General features: G+C 38.6%; 19 protein-coding genes. 17 read left to right on the forward strand and 2 right to left on the reverse strand.

Features of this window, described 5'->3' with window-relative positions:
• Positions 1–48 precede the first annotated feature (48 nt).
• From AC534G_RS16725 to AC534G_RS16805, 17 genes are all read left to right on the forward strand, one after another.
• Positions 49–858 (forward strand): HK97 family phage prohead protease, encoded by an 810-nt coding sequence (locus AC534G_RS16725; RefSeq protein ID WP_496594431.1) that lies wholly within the window; start codon positions 49–51, stop codon positions 856–858.
• A gap of 42 nt (positions 859–900) precedes the next feature.
• Positions 901–1,986, forward strand: a complete 1,086-nt coding sequence (locus AC534G_RS16730) for a phage major capsid family protein (RefSeq protein ID WP_496594432.1) — start codon at positions 901–903, stop codon at positions 1,984–1,986.
• A gap of 124 nt (positions 1,987–2,110) precedes the next feature.
• Positions 2,111–2,413, forward strand: coding sequence for a hypothetical protein (locus tag AC534G_RS16735; RefSeq protein WP_033878235.1), 303 nt, complete (start codon positions 2,111–2,113; stop codon positions 2,411–2,413).
• Entirely contained in the window at positions 2,406–2,804 is a 399-nt protein-coding gene (locus AC534G_RS16740; RefSeq protein WP_033878234.1) for a hypothetical protein, read from the forward strand. The genes AC534G_RS16735 and AC534G_RS16740 overlap by 8 nt, the downstream gene beginning before the upstream one ends.
• A gap of 7 nt (positions 2,805–2,811) precedes the next feature.
• Entirely contained in the window at positions 2,812–3,840 is a 1,029-nt protein-coding gene (locus tag AC534G_RS16745) for a hypothetical protein (protein WP_152065732.1), read from the forward strand.
• Between the two features lie 52 nt (positions 3,841–3,892).
• Positions 3,893–6,748, forward strand: a complete 2,856-nt coding sequence (locus tag AC534G_RS16750) for a tail fiber domain-containing protein (protein ID WP_202859671.1) — start codon at positions 3,893–3,895, stop codon at positions 6,746–6,748.
• A gap of 65 nt (positions 6,749–6,813) precedes the next feature.
• Positions 6,814–7,302 (forward strand): hypothetical protein, encoded by a 489-nt coding sequence (locus tag AC534G_RS16755; RefSeq protein ID WP_033878402.1) that lies wholly within the window; start codon positions 6,814–6,816, stop codon positions 7,300–7,302.
• A gap of 79 nt (positions 7,303–7,381) precedes the next feature.
• The gene (locus AC534G_RS16760; RefSeq protein ID WP_033878401.1) at positions 7,382–7,798 is read left to right on the forward strand and encodes a DUF6950 family protein; all 417 of its coding nucleotides are present in this window, start codon (positions 7,382–7,384) and stop codon (positions 7,796–7,798) included.
• Entirely contained in the window at positions 7,798–11,478 is a 3,681-nt protein-coding gene (locus tag AC534G_RS16765; protein ID WP_496594433.1) for a phage tail tip fiber protein, read from the forward strand. The genes AC534G_RS16760 and AC534G_RS16765 overlap by 1 nt, the downstream gene beginning before the upstream one ends.
• A gap of 61 nt (positions 11,479–11,539) precedes the next feature.
• The gene (locus tag AC534G_RS16770) at positions 11,540–11,836 is read left to right on the forward strand and encodes a hypothetical protein (protein WP_033878400.1); all 297 of its coding nucleotides are present in this window, start codon (positions 11,540–11,542) and stop codon (positions 11,834–11,836) included.
• Positions 11,814–12,269, forward strand: coding sequence for an endonuclease domain-containing protein (locus AC534G_RS16775; RefSeq protein WP_033878398.1), 456 nt, complete (start codon positions 11,814–11,816; stop codon positions 12,267–12,269). The genes AC534G_RS16770 and AC534G_RS16775 overlap by 23 nt, the downstream gene beginning before the upstream one ends.
• Positions 12,262–12,474 carry a hypothetical protein gene (locus AC534G_RS16780; protein ID WP_033878397.1) on the forward strand — a complete coding sequence of 71 codons (213 nt, stop codon included), beginning with the start codon at positions 12,262–12,264 and terminating at the stop codon, positions 12,472–12,474. The genes AC534G_RS16775 and AC534G_RS16780 overlap by 8 nt, the downstream gene beginning before the upstream one ends.
• The gene (locus AC534G_RS16785) at positions 12,474–13,013 is read left to right on the forward strand and encodes a hypothetical protein (RefSeq protein WP_033878396.1); all 540 of its coding nucleotides are present in this window, start codon (positions 12,474–12,476) and stop codon (positions 13,011–13,013) included. The genes AC534G_RS16780 and AC534G_RS16785 overlap by 1 nt, the downstream gene beginning before the upstream one ends.
• Positions 13,014–13,029: 16 nt before the next feature.
• Positions 13,030–13,350: a hypothetical protein gene (locus tag AC534G_RS16790; RefSeq protein WP_033878395.1), complete on the forward strand. Its 321-nt coding sequence runs from the start codon at positions 13,030–13,032 to the stop codon at positions 13,348–13,350.
• A gap of 79 nt (positions 13,351–13,429) precedes the next feature.
• Positions 13,430–13,726 carry a hypothetical protein gene (locus tag AC534G_RS16795; protein ID WP_033878393.1) on the forward strand — a complete coding sequence of 99 codons (297 nt, stop codon included), beginning with the start codon at positions 13,430–13,432 and terminating at the stop codon, positions 13,724–13,726.
• Between the two features lie 74 nt (positions 13,727–13,800).
• Positions 13,801–14,109: a hypothetical protein gene (locus AC534G_RS16800; protein ID WP_128969887.1), complete on the forward strand. Its 309-nt coding sequence runs from the start codon at positions 13,801–13,803 to the stop codon at positions 14,107–14,109.
• 2 nt (positions 14,110–14,111) lie between these two features.
• Positions 14,112–16,457, forward strand: a complete 2,346-nt coding sequence (locus AC534G_RS16805; RefSeq protein WP_033878389.1) for an SHOCT domain-containing protein — start codon at positions 14,112–14,114, stop codon at positions 16,455–16,457.
• A 70-nt stretch (positions 16,458–16,527) separates the two neighbouring features.
• On the opposite strand, the gene AC534G_RS16810 is transcribed toward AC534G_RS16805, so the two are convergent.
• Both AC534G_RS16810 and AC534G_RS16815 read right to left on the reverse strand, forming a co-directional pair.
• Positions 16,528–16,884 (reverse strand): hypothetical protein, encoded by a 357-nt coding sequence (locus tag AC534G_RS16810; protein WP_033878387.1) that lies wholly within the window; start codon positions 16,882–16,884, stop codon positions 16,528–16,530.
• Positions 16,881–17,327, reverse strand: coding sequence for a hypothetical protein (locus tag AC534G_RS16815; protein ID WP_033878385.1), 447 nt, complete (start codon positions 17,325–17,327; stop codon positions 16,881–16,883). Before AC534G_RS16815 ends, AC534G_RS16810 begins: the two co-directional genes overlap by 4 nt.
• Between the last annotated feature and the right edge of the window lie 26 nt (positions 17,328–17,353).

The following is a 17,353-nucleotide window of genomic DNA, read 5'->3' on the forward strand; positions in this document are numbered from 1 at the left end:
TCAGTAAAACAAAAGAGCGTCGAAAGACGCTCATTCAAGAGGACTAAAATGCTCAAGTTAAAACGAGAATATACAGTCCAAGACGTTACTGAAACCGATGGCGTTTTTGAAATCGCATTCAGCTCTGAAACTCCTGTTGAGCGTCAGATTGAAGATGAATACGGACATCCAGTTACGGTTAATGAAATTCTTGTTCATGACGGTCCTCATAATGCAGACCTTACAAGAATTAATAACGGTGCTGCTTTGCTGTTTAATCACGATTTCGATAAACATCTCGGAAAAGTAATTCCTGGTTCTGTTCGAATTGATTCAGACCGTATCGGTCGCGCAAATGTCCAATTCAGTAAACATGGCTCTTTAGCCCAAGAAGTTTATGAAAAAGTCAAAGAAGGAACAATCAGCAAGATTTCTTTCGGATATGACTTGAATGAATATGAACTCAAGGGTCAAGACTTATTAGTTACGCTTTGGTCTCCATATGAAATAAGTTTTGTAACTGTTCCTGCTGACGATTCCGTGGGGTTGGGAAGATTACTAAATACAAATAACAAAAGCGTTAAGAAATTACGCGAATTAAATTTAACTAACAAAGGTACTCGAATGAAACGCATTGATGAAATGACGAAAGACGAACTGGTAGAAATGACCATTGACGAAATCGAAATGCTGTCCGAAGAAGATCGCGCGAAACGTGAAGAAATTCTGGAAGAAGTAAAAGTCGAAACTGAAAATTCTGGTGATTCTGCTGTTGTCGAAACTGACAATTCTCCTGCTGTTGTTCCTGCTGGTGATGAATTAACAGAAGAAGAACGCGAAGAAGAAACGGAAGAAATTCTTGAAATCGCACAGCGCTAAAAAGTAGCACAAAAAGACGTTGCAAGCGCAATCGCTAAAGGCATGACCGCACGTCAATTTAAACGTTCTATTAAACCTAACAAAGCTCCGGCGGTAATTCGTAACATGACTAAAGATACTAAAGTAAATCTGGAAGATAAATTCGACCTTGGCGATGCTGTTCGCTCTATGATGAATGGTAAAGCTGTTCGTGGCGCTGCTGCTGAATATACACAAGAAATGACTCGTAAGCGTCTACAACGTGGTCTTAGCGTTTCAACCGGTATCTATATGCCTGTAAATGCTATTGCTCAGAACTCACGCGCAATTAACACTGTTCCTACTGTTTCTCCAATTCAGGAAACTGTTCAGCGTTATGATTCATTCGTTGAAATGCTATTGAAAGGTACTGTTGCTGATAAATTGGGTGTTAACTTCCTGACTGGTTTGAAAACTCCGATTTCTGTACCAAAACAAACTAAATCTTCTGTTGAAGCATTCGGTTTCGTTGATGAAAACGGTGAATCTCCAGAAGGCGAAAGCGCATTCACCAACATTAAGTTTGAACCAAAAACATTTACTGGTGGTAACCCAATTTCTCGTCAAGCTCTGTTGACTCTGCCAAATCTGGGCGCTTTCATTTCTGACCACATTGTTAAGCACTCACGCGCTAAACTGGAAGGTCTGATGTTTGGTTCTCTGACTGATGCTAAAGCACCTGATTCAATCGTTGCTCAGTTGACTGCACAGGCAATGGGAATGACCTACAAAGAGTTCATCGTTGAAGCTGCAAAAGCTAAAGGCAATGGCGTTGATATGGCTGCATTTAAATATCTGATGGCTGCTGCTCTTGAAGGTGATTTGAAAACCACTCTGCGTGATGCTGGTGTTTCTGGTTATATCATCGACGACATGAACAAAATCGGCGGACATGATGTTATCGGTTCTGGTCTGGTTAAAGATGGTCAGGTTATCTCTGGTGACTTCTCCGCTGTAACTGTAGCTGAATGGGAAGGTCTTGCTCTTGACCTAGACGACACAACTTATCGTAACAAAGGCGCTATCGTTCCTCGCGTTTGGGCTGATATCGATTGGAAAGTTTGTGCTGACGATCGTCTGTTCCTGCACGAAAAAAAGACGGGAGCTTAACTGATACAGGAGCACAAGCTGCTCCTGTCAGAAAGCCACGCGCTCTTAAGGTAACAAAATAAATTAGGGACTCTTCGGAGTCCCTTTTTTCGTTTTGGAACTAAATAAAGAAAAAGGAGACAACATGCTTTTTCCATACACACAAAAACAAAAACAAGAATTCTTAAAACGATTTGGTCAAACGCTATTAATCGATAATAAAGAAACTCTGGCTATTGTCGAAATTGAAATTACTAACGTTGATGGACAAGTATCAGAAACGTTTTATATAACAATTGATGAAGTAATAGCTCGCCAAGATCTCGAAGTTCATTACAAAGAAAACATCTACCGAATTGCTTATATCGTTAACGATGGTTCAGGACTTGTTAATGCTTATTTGTCTTTAATTGGTGATAACAGCGGAAGGACTAGCAAATATGAATAATTTACCGCGTTTAGGAATTAAACGCGCTTTTGAAGAAATCATTCAGAACGAACTTAAATTAAAATATGTTCAAGATGCTTTCACGACAGGCGTTAAAAAAGAGATTCAAGTAATGATTCCAGAAATGACGGAAGAATACACAAGAATCCAAATGCAATCAAAACTCGGTTGCACATTGAATATGACCATCGACATTTTCTCGGAAATCAATGAAACGGGAGTTCATAAAGCTGTATACGATTTAATTTCTATTACTGCTATTCATCCGAAACTTCGTGAATTCAAAATTAATAAAATTTATCCAAGTTCAAGTTTCACCTCTTACAATAACGAGTCCTCAAATGGTCAAGTTTCTGCTCAAGTCGTGTTAACTCTTGAATACTTAATGTGAGGACACTATGACAAATGATATTTTTGTGGCTAATCTCGTCCGTGTTTCTGTAAATGAAGAAGCAACGTCGGAGATTCCTAGCTACTTTGACCCAGGATATATTGAAACTGAAAATGTTGCTGCTTTTCCGGTAATAGGATTTTCAAATCAAGTTCAATCACTCGAAGATTATCGAGAAGATTTTGAAGTTAAATTATCAGGTGATCAAACAATTGATAACACTGTTTTAAGCATATTTGAATCTGATGATGAAGTTTCCGAATTGTTAGACAATGCGTTAATGAATAAGAAAAAACTTCGATTTAGAAATCTTTATGTTGTCGATTCAGAACATACAAGAGAAAGACAATCCGGTCTTTATCATATCTTTGATGCTTATGTTACGAAGAAAGAAACAAACGGGTCTGAGAGTTCCGCTGTAATTAACAACTATACTTTAAGTCCAGACGGTAAATTATTTTCAGGTTACGCTGAGTATTCAACTCCGTTAAACGTTGGCGATTATGGTGTTGGTGCAGGAACAGAAGAAATCGAAGGTGTAAAAGATTTAGGTCTTTTGACTGGTAACAGATGGATAACTGTTGATGGGGTTAACACTGATAATCCATATAACTCTGGCACGTCTGCTATGGCAATTCAGCATCCAAGTGGTCAAGGATGGGAACTGATTGGAGCAAGTATCGGTAATCCTAGCATACGTATTCGTAACAAGCAGATGAATCCCGACGGGACAATCAATGAATCGAATTGGGTTAAGGTCTATACAGAACTTGAACGTCCTACAACAGAAGACATTGGAGCGCTTCCTATTACGGGAGGAACGTTACAAGGTTCACTGACGATTCAGGATTATTTGACTGTACGCAAAAAGATAAACGCCCCGCTTGTTGAAATCGACAATCTAAATACTAAAGAAATTCAATCTGATTCGGTGAAAGTCAAAGGTCAAGAAGTTTATTCTCCTACGAATAAACCAACTCCTGTTGATGTTAACGCAGTAGCTCAAGGTGAAACGTTAGACGCCGGAACATTCTAAAAAATTTGATTAATTAAATAACAAGGATGTTATTTTTCAACAGGAGAATGAAATGGCTAATAACAAAGTCAAACACTATAGGACTGATGTCGCAGGACGTAAACCTGATGCTTCAAAAATGCTTGAAGGTGAAATTGCTATTAACATGACCGATAAAAGCATTTTCACGAAACGTGGAACTGAAATCGTTAATATCGGTAATGGTGCTGATTCTGTCGTCGAAGGTGGACAGACTTTTATCGGTGACGTTCAAGCAAATAAATTAAAATCTGACACTGATATTTCTCTGAAAAATTCCGAGAAAAGTTCTATCGTTTTTGAAGATGAACACGGTAAAGCAAAAGTCGAATTGAAATCTGAAAAGCAAACTGATTCCGAAGGCTCTTTGAAAGTTGTTGTTTCGAACGGTAAAAACGCTTCAACAGGTTATTCAACTTATGATTTCGTTAATGGTCGTTTACGTTTACCAGTTGCACCAATTGAAGCTGATAACGCAACGCGTAAAGACTATGTTGATTCAGAGATTAAGAAAGTCTCCGACGCAACAGGAACGAATCTGACAGCTTTAGAGAATAAAGTTAACGCTAACGACACGAAACAGACCGAAGCGAACACCGAGCTGGACAATCGTCTTAACGCTAAGATTGATTTAAACAATACGACTATTAACACGAAAGTTGACGCTAACAAAGCCGACGCAGATTCAAAGATTAAAGCTGTTAATGATCGTTTGACTGTTGATAATCAGACTTTGACCGACATGATTAATACCAAGGTTTCAAAAGCTGGTGACACAATGACTGGCGACTTGACTGTTCCTAAATTGAATGCCGACGGTATCAAAGCAAATTATATTAACTTGGGTCCTAATCCTAATAGTTTAGGTGCTAACAGTATTATGATGGGAGATTCCGATACAGGATTTAAATGGAGAGAAGACGGTTGGTTAGACACTTATTCCAATAATGTTGTTGTATCAAGTGTTGCAGGATCTCAAAACTTTTTTAATCGTCAAGTTACGATTAGATATAGAAGCGATGGTGCAGGAAACGTTAACGGTCTGGCACCTGCTGGCACATCTTTGCTTAAAATCGATACAACGACCGATGGAAACGGAATCGGAGACGGATACACTTATTTCGGATTGTCAAATGCCGGTAAATATCATAACTATCTGAGAGGAACTGGTGCTACGTTTATTGATTCAGTTGATGGTCTGAGAGTAAGTGGACAGACCCATCCTCTTGCGGGAATAGTGACTTCTGGTAAGTCACCCGGAACGCATGACATTTATTCCATGGTCAACTGGCCTCAATCTACGCAAGCTTTTAACCGTATGCGAAACTTTAGAGCATGTGGTGAAGCTTCATGGTGGCACGAACTAGCATGGGCACATCACGATAATCCTAAATACGCACAAGCATTAACATGGTGGCATGGCACTGGTGCAGATAATTGGATTGCATCACTGAACGAAACTGGTAACTTTAAAACTAATAGATTTGAGGCACATGGCGGCGGTCCTGCGTATAAGCTTATAAGTGCAACTGCCGGATCTTCTTATATTAGCGGACAAAACGACGGTAAAGAAAACTCTTGGTTGCTAGGTAAGACCGATGCGAATACAGACATTCTTTTCCAGAATAACATGGTCACCGGTCAATCATCTGCTGTTATTTTGAAACAGAATCATCTTCAACTTAATGCCAATGGTATTAACACGATGGCAGTTCTTGATAACCGAGTTGAAATTAGTGGTGTTCAGTGGGCAGCAACAAACAGTCACGCTTGGGCTGATCAATGGAAACAGCCGCCTCCGGTTTTACTGGACTTTGGGTCTATTCCAGGCGAAAGCGATTATTATCCCGGATATGCAATGCAAAATACGTCAACTCAGCATGGATATCATACTCGTTTTGAAATGGGAATAATTCGAGCCGGTGCACAGTACGGAAAAGGTGTAATACGTGTTTCTGAACCGAACCATGCTGCGATGGCCGGAAAAAATCAGTCCATTTATGAATTTGATATAAACGGAAGATTCGCATCACCGAATATTGTTGATACTCCTAAAGTTGAAACCCGACAGATAACAAGTTTCGGTGTTAATACTCTTAACGTGCTAGGCGGAAACTCAATTGCGTTTGGTGATGGTGACACCGGTATTCGTCAAAGAACTGATGGAAACTTAGAAATTCTGGCAAATAGCGTTCATGTTGCAACATTCGACCACGCGGGAATTAATTCATTAACCACTATGCGCGTTTCTTCTCCAAACGATTCTCGTGGCGTATATGTTCATAATATCAGAACAGGCAGCGCAAACGCATTAATTGCTGGTCAAGTTGATGGCTGGGCTGATTGGGGAGCATGGCGTGAACGTCCTGCTGGAATGATCGTAGAAGCGGGTTCAACTGATAAATGCATTAACATTTGGAAATCTGTTCAGTGGGGAACCGAATGGTCTGCTGGAATGGACATTTATAATCCAGCAGGCGGCGCTTATGAAGCCATGCTTCATGTTAGAGGTGCAAACTTTACATTTAGAAGCGTTGATGGTGCTGCCCATGCTGTTTCTTGGGTTTCAACTTCCGATAAACGTCTGAAATCAAATCTTGAAAAAATCGAAAACGCAGTTGATAAGGTTAATACGTTAACTGGTTACGTTTACGATAAGAAATCAGATTTGAAAGAAACTGAATATTCGTTCGTAACTCGCGAAGCAGGTATTATTGCTCAAGAACTGAAAGAAGTATTACCAGAAGCTGTTAGTTCTTTCGGCGAAGATGAAATTCTTGGTGTTAACTCTGCTGCTGTAAACGCGTTGCTTGTTAATGCTATCAAGGAATTAAGTGCTGATTTGAAAGAAACAAAAGCGCGTCTTGATGCTTTAGAACTTGCTAAATAATAAAAAGGGACGAAAGTCCCTTTCATCTAAATAATAACGTTATTACTTAATAAAGGATATTTAAAATGGCTGATAAAGCATATGATATTTTCGCTGGCTCTTACGTCAGTGTATTTTTCAACTCTGACGTATTGAACAAAGATATCGACTCAGAGAAATTCGTAGAAGTTCCTGAAGTTGGCGCATTTCCTACGACTGGTATCGAACGTGAGGTAATCGTTGCTCCTAACTTTACTCACAAATACAGCCGTAAACTGGTTGGTCGTGGTTCTGTTCCTGATATCGATTTGACTGTTAACTATATTCCTGGGTCTATTCATGATCAGCTTTATAAGCTTGCGGAAGATGGTAAACGTGGTCAGTTCAAAATCGTTTATTGGATGGATGCTTCTAAAGAAATCGGTGTTGCAAAAATGTATAACGGTTTCCTGTCAAGCGCTACTTATTCCGGTGGTGAATCAGAAGTTGCTGCACAGGCTATGACTCTGAGTGTTGATGGTGGTCCAATTGCCGAAGCTTTGGTTGATTTGACTGCTCCAACTCCAGAAGGCTAATCGTTTTATTGTTCAATCTTAAAAGACTCCTAACGGGGTCTTTTTTTGGCTCTAAATAAAGTCAGAGGTGAATCTTAAAATGTTTAAATTTCAAGCTGACTTATCAAAATTATTAAATCGTTATATCAACAAAGAACACAAATACGGTCAAAACGACTGTAATATCCTTGTCGCTGAATATATCGATATGACTTGCGGAACAGATTACGCAAGCAAACTTATTTCCAAATATGACTCTGTTCAATCGGGTTTAAAACACTGCAAAGAACTTACAGGTTTTAATAACGTTTTAGAAGCTTGTGAAAAGCATTTCGAAAAATCAAACATTATCGAAACAGGGTCAATTGTCTTAATTAAAAAAACATACAGACGCCGAGTTTATTACGTTGCGTCGATTGTCTTTAACGACAAAGCAATTATTGAACACAACAACAAATACGCTTTGATAAACGTAAAAGATTTTGAATACGAATTAATTTTTAACAGGAGAAAATAATGGCTATTGTCGCAATTGGTGCAATCATCGCTGGTGCTTCTGCTGGTCTTGCTGCTTATGCCGCTGGGATGGCATTAGCTATTTCAATCGGTATTGGTGTTGCTGTTGCTGCTGTTTCCGCTTTAATGTCAACAGCTATGCAACCAACTGTTCCTCGATTTAATACAAGTGATACCGCAACAACATTAGGAACAACGTCTGATCCTTCAACTGTATTACCGATTATCTACGGTGAACAACGCACAGGAACAATTAACGTTTGGGATGCTGTAGGAAATGATACGACTTATTTGGTGCAAATTTTTGCAATTGCCGAAGGTGAAGTTGATAGCTTTAAAAACCTTTATATCGATAACAAGCGTATTCTGAATGATGCCGTTTATCGTGATGGAATTGTTTCAAGAGGTTCAATCGTTTCTCAATATCAAGACTATGTGCAAGTTGAATTCTCTGTTGGTAAAGAACAAGGTCATCATTTCAAACTTGCTGAACAATACTTAGGAAATGACCCAAGTGGCTGGCCTGTTTCTGCTACAGGTAACGGTGTCGCTTCTTGCTGTATCGTAATGCAGAAACGAAATTCAGACTTACAAAACCAAGCTGATATCCTACAACCTAACAGTCAGGTCGCTGTTGATGTTAGAGGACGTTTGATTACTGACTTAAACACGGGACAAATCGTTCCATCTCGCAACGGTGCAAGTCAGATTGTCGATTATCTGACGAACGAACGATACGGATTAGGAGTTTCACTTGATAAAATTAACCTTGATAGTTTTAAAGCTGCTGCAAATTATGCTTTAAGCAATCAACTATTTTCCGATGGTGCAACAGACCCTAACGCAACGTTTAAAGAAAACTTAACTCAGCTTGCAGGTGCTTTTAACGGAATGATTTTCGAATCATTCGGACAAGTTTATTGCAAAATCGATGGTCCTGATGTTGTTTCATTTGATTTCGATGAAGAAAATATTTCTGCTGGTTCAGTTTCGTTGAATTCAGGTGGTTCAGAGGAATATTACAATACGCTGAACGTGAAATATCAAGATCCTGCAATCGATTATTCCGAGCAAGTTCTTCGTTATCCATCTGACGTGACGACCGACAAAACAATTCAATATGATAAACGTATTATCGCGAAAGATGTTAATTATCGTTTTGTGAAATCTAAAGACCAATTGGACAAACTTGCTTCAATCGAACGTAACAAATCACTGTTAAAACAGATTATCAGCTTTAGTTCTCCTGATTCCTATACTATTCAAGTTTGGGATGTTATCAGAGTTAACTTTGATGAATTAAATTTGCAAGATTCGTTATGGCGCGTTACTAACGTTAGTCGTTCAATGAATAAGGGCGTTGCTGGTATCGTTAACATCACAGCTACTGAATATATTGAAGAAGTTTATACCGATTTAGACTATGCGAAAGATCCTAATAACAACGGTTCAAACGTACCAAACAAAGGATACTTGATTGCTTCTACGAATCTTAAAGTTTCAAGCGTTTCAGAAACAGCTTTAGGAAGAACTTTTAAAGTTTCATGGAATTCAGAGCAAGATTTTAACCGTTCAGGTTTTTATATTCAATATGCAGTTGCAGGAACAAACCAATGGACTCAAGCAGGATTCACATCAGGAAATTCTTACTTGATTATGAACATGGACCCATTGCAGAAATATGATATTCGTGTTTGTGCTTCTGGTGTTTTCTATACGTCTGAATGGGTTTATTCAATGAATGTTAACCCTGATGTCGTTTATAATCTGCCTAAAGTTCGTGGTCTAAGACTTGTTAACTCTGAGTTTAATAACAACGTTACGCAACAAACGCAATTTGAATTTGCATGGGATAATCAGAGTTCAGAGAAATTCGAAGTTGACGGCGTTCAACAGACTTTCGAACAAGTATTTCAGTATTACGAAATCAAAATCACTGGACAAAGACCTGTTGTATACAGAACTAAAGATTTGAGCTTCATTTATGATTTACGAATGAACCAGCAAAACGGTATCAGTCGTGAAATTAAATTTGAAATCACTGCTGTTGGTTATTCAGGTTTAAGATCTGAACCTACTGAATTAATCGTAAGAAATAATCAAGCTCCTGCAATAATCGGTTTTACTGCTTCGAATGGTCCTGGATTATTGATGTGTTCTTGGAACGATCCAATGAGTGTTGCACCTGATTATTCTGGAACTGTTATTCAAGTTTCAAATAATCCTGAATTCACTGACATTAATCAAGTTCAGTTGAGTTCTAGCCAGTTCATTGAAAACTTCCCGTTAGTTGACGGTGAATATTATGTTCGAGCTGCATGGTATGACGTTTTCGGACAAGACCAATTAGTTTGGACTGAATCAGTTTATATCAACATGAAATGGGATATTCCATGGACAGAAGATATGAAAGACCAGTTAAACGACTTGCTTGATTTAGACCAACGAGTTGATGGTGCTATCGAGGACGCTTTAGAACTCGCAAATGCTTATACCGATACTCAGATAACATCAACTAAGCAGGAAGTAACAACCGAGATTGATCAGAAGATCAGCACGTCTAATACAACGTTGCATACTCAGATAACGAATGAAACGCAAGGCGCTATCAATCAGGCTATTACGATTCAAACGGCTGATTTTGACGGTAAGTTAAACTCTGCTATAACCGAAGTTGAGAAAACCCAAGCGGATGATCGTGCTGCAACAGCTTCACAAATCAGCCAATTAAAAGCTGAAACTACGGATATGGTCGCGACTGTTTCTACCGAAGCAAAAGCAAGCGTTGACGATTTAGCAGGAACTGTTAACAGTAAATGGGCTGTTTCTACAAACGCCGATGGTGTCGTAGCTGGTATTAGTATGTTGGCATCTAAGGACGCTGCGGGAAATAAAGCCTCAAGCATTATTTTTAACGCTGATAAGATTGCTATAACAAATAATAACACTGCTCCTAATGCTGTTCCACCGTTCATGGTCGCAGATGATAGAGTTTATTTACAAAGCGCGATGATTCGCAATGCTTCGATCGGTAATGCTCAAATTGCTAATGCTGCAATTGATAATGCCAAAATTGCTAATGCTGCAATTAATAACGCGCAGATTCAAGACGGTGCTATTACAACAGCGAAAATTGGTAATGCTCAAATCGGTTCAGCACAAATTGCCTGGGAAATATCCTCTGATAACTGGGTTCCTTCCGGTGGTACTCAAGGATGGACAATTAGAAAAGATGGTTGGGCTTCATTCCAAAACGTTACAGTTAAAGGAAATATTCAAGCTGATTCTGGTTATTTCTCAGGAGAAATCAGAGGTGGTTCTGGTTATTTCACAGGGACTGTTTACGCTGACAGAATCGAAGGTGACGTTATCAAAATGGGATTTGTCGATCCGTGGGGATCTGTTCATATTCCTGCTGTTGGTTGGAGAAGAATGATTGCTATTCCTAACGTTGCAATCGCCGGAAGAACTTATTCTGGTGGTACTGGTTGGGGTGGTGGCAAAGCGTGGTTAAGACTCTCAAACGGCCAAGAAGTTGTTTACGTTCAATCTCAATCTCTAAACGGTTCAAACGGTGGTGTCGCATACATCGAAGCGGGACAAGCTGTTGATTTAACTTATACGGTCGAATTAAACCGAGCAGAAGCCTCAAGGGCAGTTTATTTTATCAGTAAAGTTTGATTTCTTTCCCCCAAATCCGTTTTTCTAAATAAGACATGGAGGTCTTAAAAGGAGAAAGAAAATGGGTGTTGAAGCCATCATTTCTTTCGCGGGACTGCTATGCGCTGGCTTTGGATGGATTTGGTCTCAAAAGAACGCAATGGAAGCCGACGCTTTAAAAATCGAACAGAGACTATCTGAAATCGAGAAAAGCGTTGCTCTTAATAGTGCGACCGATTCAAACGCAAATACTGAATTAACCAACGTTCGTGATTCGTTTAAGGAGTTTAAAGGTGATATGAAAAGTATAGACAATCGAATTAGAGAAATCGAAATTCGATTAGCGGTGATAGACAGTGAAACGAAAAGAAATAAATAATTACAAGAAAACCCTTTTTGATAAACAAAATAAAAGATGTGCTTTAACTGGGATAGAAATTACCGATGTTAATAAAGCCCATTTAGACCATGACCACGCTCTTGATGGTTCTCAAGCTGGACGATGCCGAGGATTATTACTCGCACAGGCAAACGTCCTTGAGGGCAGATTAAAACATCAATTCATGTATTCAGGTTTAGCGAAGCACATCGAATATATTGATTTTTTAAAAAGATTGGTAACTTATCTCGAAAAAGATAATTCTAAAAATCCTATTCATCCTCAACTTGTAACAGACCTATCAAAGCGCTTTTCGAAAATGACGTTAAAGCAAATGAAAGAGACTTTATTAGCAGAGGACATAAATCCAGTTGGTGATAAAAAATCTCTCATTAACTTGTACAAACAAAATTTAAAGGTGAAGTATGATTGAAAAAATGAAAGCTGCATTCAAGAAACTTCCAGCAATGACAGGGGACTTTAAAAAGAAATTCATTTACGCGATGATTGCAATGGCTGTTTATAATTACATCGTTGTTCCGTGTGCATTGAGTTTCTTCGGAATAGTTCTTCCTATCGTTCCTCTTGATGAAGCTATGAAATATATCTTTGCAATTGTTTCATTTGGGAGTATGTAATGGCGAAACTTGGTGGAGTTAAAAAAGACTTAGACAAATGGCGAATAAAAGAATCTGATCAGTTCTCTAAAAGAGTAACTAAAGCGTCTAAACTCGCTTCTGTTGAGTTACAACGAAAGATTAATCGACGTGTTGAAGGACCTGTGAATTTCACCAAGAACGCCGTTGGGTTCAGATTTAAGATTGATAAAGAAGGAACAACTAACAGAATCTTTATCAAAGACGTTCAGGCGAATTATCTTTCACACTTGATAGATGATAACAGTCCGATTAACAAATATGTTCCAACAGGGGTAAGAGGTTCGACTAACCAGTTCGGTAACATTCCAGGATTAAAAACTCGTAGAAACCTAGAGGCAGTCAAACAAAAGAAAGATGGTATTAACAGAACGATTCTGATTAAGACAAATGTTAAAAAACAGAACAAAAGAGTTATTGCTATTTTCAAACGTCATCAAACTCGTAAGAAATCTATTGGTTCTTGGACTGATATTGGTAATGACATCATAAAAACGGTTCGTCGTGTTGCTACTAAATAAAAGAAAAGGAGACAAAATGAACTTAAATGATTTTGAAACATATCGTGTTGACGAACTCGATTCTATTTTTATCAAAGAGCACAATCCAGAGTCGATGACTATTCCTTATAGCTTTGAACTGGTGAAAGAAACTCGTATAAAAAGGAATCTTCAAAACGACCAAAACGTTTTTATTGTTAGCACTCAGAAAAAGAAACCTCGTTATCATTTCAAGAATAATGAAATCGTAGAAATCAATGGTCCTTTCTTTGAACAAAATGCTGTTTGTATTTTTCAGCAAGAATATATTCATAAAGGATTCAGAATGATTGGATATTTCTTCCAATTCATCGAGTAATCAAAAGGAGTTATCTTCGTGATAGCTCCTTTTTCGGCATAAATAAAGTAAACATTTAAATTAACTATAGGATTAAGAAATGAAATTCGAAGAAATGATCGCCGCTCTCGGAGCAAAACGAGAAGTTGTAGAAATCAAAGGTTTTAAATTTTATGTTCGCGCAATGACCGTTGAAGAATTTGGTAAATTCTTTTTTATGGAAGACCAGACCGATAATATGATTCTGAAATGCATTGAGAACGAAGACGGATCCCCTGTTTTTGAAAATATCGAACAAGTCAAACAACTTTATACCACCGTTCGCGCTCAACTTTCTGCTGCTGTTTCTGCTGCTTCTGTTATGAAAGAAGAAACTCACGCTGTGGAAAAGAATTAAGGCAGAATCCTTATAAAATATTCAAATTCAGAACCATGTTGCGTAGAGGTTTTACCGAACGTGAAATTCTGGATATGAGTATTAAGGATTTCTATGAACTGTGGATATATGAAACTTTCATTGAACCTCAAGGTCCTGCTGTAAATGACTTACATCAAGCGCATATAGCATTTTCTGTTTTTGCTAATAATCCAAATATTACAAAAGAAGGTTCGAAGAAATTAAAACTGAAAGATTTCATGTTCATCAAGGATAAAGTTTTTAAATCTCCTGAAGAACTGGAAGAAGAACAGAAAAAAGCCGCAGAAGCCAACAGAAAGAAAATGGAATCTATGTTCGACCCGAAACTTCTTGCGAAAGCAAAAGCTAAAAATAGGAAATAATAATGGCGAATTCTCGTTATGATGTTGAGATTCGCGGAGATAATAAAGGACTGTCTACTGCTGTAAAAGACTCTATGGACGAACTGAATAAACTTGATTCAGCCGCTCAGGGTCTTTTTAGTAATTTCACAGGTCCACTAAATGGTCTCAGCGATGGTCTCAGCACGATTCAAAGTATGTCCCCTGCGTTACGCGCATTGGGTGCAGCGGGGTTAGTTGCAGGTGCTGGTTTTGCTGCAATTAATAAAGCTGCTGAAACTGTTAACGTATTAAATCAGGTTAACACAACAACTGGCGTTTCTATTGAAATGCTTCAACAGTTGCAATCAACGTTCAAAGCTACCGGAATGGACGTTGAGAAATTCGGTGATTTAAACAAAGACGCAATGGATAAACTCGGTGATTCTTTGAGAGCTGGCGGTGGTGGTATTGCCGACGACTTAGAAGAATGGGGTTTAAAACTTGAAGATTATGCAAAATATGCTGGTGATGCCGAAGGTGGTATTAAAGCATTAATCGACACGTTCTATCAATTAAGAGCCGCTGGTAAATCATCTGCTGAAATTACTAACGCAATGGAATCAATGGCGTCTGATGGTTCTCATTTGATTTCAACATTACAGAATTTTTCTAATACCCAAGACGCATTAAACGCAATTCAAGGTCAAACAGTTTCAATTACTCAAGACGTTGCCGACGAATTCAAAGAATATGAAAGAAACATGAATTCTTTGAAGAAAGCAACTAATGAATTCACGGTCGAAGCTGCTAGTCCATTAGTTCGTGAATTTAACAATCTTTATGAGTGGATGGATGGTATTGATTGGAGTGAAACGTCTTTTGCGAAATGGCTAAGAGAGAATAACAAAAAGGGTATAACTCCTTCTGGTATGTCCTCTGGTCAAGTGCAGAATATCGGAAAGTCTGTTGAAGCAATCGAAATTGAAAAGCGTCAGGCGTTTATTGCAGAAAATGCCAAGTTGCTTAAAAAACAAGTTAATCAGCTAGTTCGTTTAGCTGAACAAGAAACGATGGCAAATAAGGCTCGCCAGAAAGTCTTAGAAGAAAAAGCGAAGAAAGAAAAAGACGCTGCTGATAAAGCTGAACGTGAAAGAAAATCTGCTGCTGATAAAGCCGAAAGGGAACGTAAAGCTGCAATGGCTAAAGCCAAAGCTGATTATGACAAAATGATGGCTGATCGTGCTCAGGCAGTTGAATCTCTGAAACAGTTAGACGTTGCGGTTATTGCTCAAGAAGGACGTTCATATGCTTCTCAGATTAATCAGACTCAGCAAGCACTAACAAAGCTTCAAGAACTAAGAGACAAAGGGATAATCTCACAGGAGCAATTCCTAGAACGTCGTAATTCTCTATTGATTAACTCGTCAAAAGAATTCTCCGACAGTCTTAAGGCTAATCCTGCTGACATTGGCATTATCACTCAGTCGATGAATCAAATGTTCGATATTCAAAAGCAAGAACTGGATATTAAACGTCAACAGAACTTGATTTCAGAACAGCAATACAACGAACAGTTAGAGAATCTCCAAATTGCACATCAAGAGAAGATGAAAGCAATTAAAGAGATCGATGCTAATCAGGTGAATATGCAGAACTTGAATTCAATTGGTTTCGCAACTGATGAAGAAAGAATGGCATTAGAGCAAGAAGCATTAAATCAACAGTTCGAAAGGTTCAGAGAACAGAATCAGAAAATGTACGAATCTGGACTTTTGTCGCATGAACAATTTTTAGAGCAAAAAAGACGACTAGACAAGGCTTATTCTGTTCAGTCTGAAAATATTGCTATGATGGAAATTCAAACGAAAATGGGAATGTATAACGGTTTTGCTCAAGGCATGGCTGGTGTTATTTCCGGTATTTCGGGTGAAAACTCTAAAGCCGCTCAAGCTGCGTTTGCAGTAGCTAAAGGAACAGCTATCGCAAATGGTATGTTAAACGCATATCAATCTGCAACTAAAGCAATGGCAACTTATCCTGGTCCTTTGGGATACGCATTAGCCGCATCAAGTTATGCGCAAGTTTTAGGACAAGTTATGTCCATGAAATCTGTGAATATGACTGGTATGGCTCACGATGGCATTTCTGAAATTCCAAGAGAAGGAACATGGCTGCTTGATGGTGGTGAAAGAGTCGTTGATCAGAGAACTAACGGAGATTTGAAAGACTTCTTGAATAATCAAAGCGAGTCTAAGACTCAGCCTATTGATGCTCGTGTAATCGTACAAGGAAACGTGACTGATCAGCGTTGGTTTGCTGAACAACTCAAGAAGCAAGAAAAGATTATCACATCAATTGTTCAATCAGGAAACAGACGCAAAATGTAAATAATCTTCAAGTTATTCACAGGCAATACGGGCGATTAAAATCGCCCATTAATTATTTTCTTTTTAAAAACTAAAGCACAGCCTGAAAACTTTGCCACTCAGGTGCATGCATAAGTACCGCGCTTTGTTCATTTCTATTCCAAATAGGAATCGCTTTCCCTATATAGAAAAAATGTGATGTTGCATCATTACTTTTCTTTTCACTACTTTTTCCTGCTTTTGTATATACGACAACAAGATCGCCAGCGCGAACAGGTTTATCCGGAAACCAAAATGTTTCGTAAATACCAGTGTTTACCGACTCATTCTCAAATCCCGTTTGTAGCAGTATAAACTCTCCAATATTGCATGAACTGTCAACTCGAATGACAATTCGTTCCTTATCTAAGTTTCCAGGTTCGCGAATTGCTGTAATATTAACTTTCATGGCTTGACCACCTTTGCAGCTATCCCCCCGACAGTGAGCACACTACCAAAAGCTAACGCGAGCACAGCGGCAGTCGGCTGAGTTGACCAGTTTGAAGTGGCATATCCAAAGGCAGAGCCTGAAATTAGAAAACATGTCACATGCATTATTTCCAAAGCAATTTTTGTTTTGAATTTTTCTTCTAATACTCCTACAAGTTTATCGGATGTATGAAACTTATCGCGAATCACACGCAAATCATTGCATTCACCATCTAATCTTTCAATCTCATCAAGCAACATTCGTTGTACCGCAGCAGAGCTAAGCTCCTCATCAGTTAGCTCTCTGCGAAGATTTGAGAATGATTTGCGTCCAGAATTCCCCTTGGGAACAGCTGTTGGTATCCCCACACTTACAGGCTCTTCTGGTTCCGTATCAGGTTGATGCCTATTCCCAAAAACCACGAAATGCTCCTTTCGTATATTCAAAA

This window comes from Citrobacter sp. CRE-46, assembly GCF_059615875.1.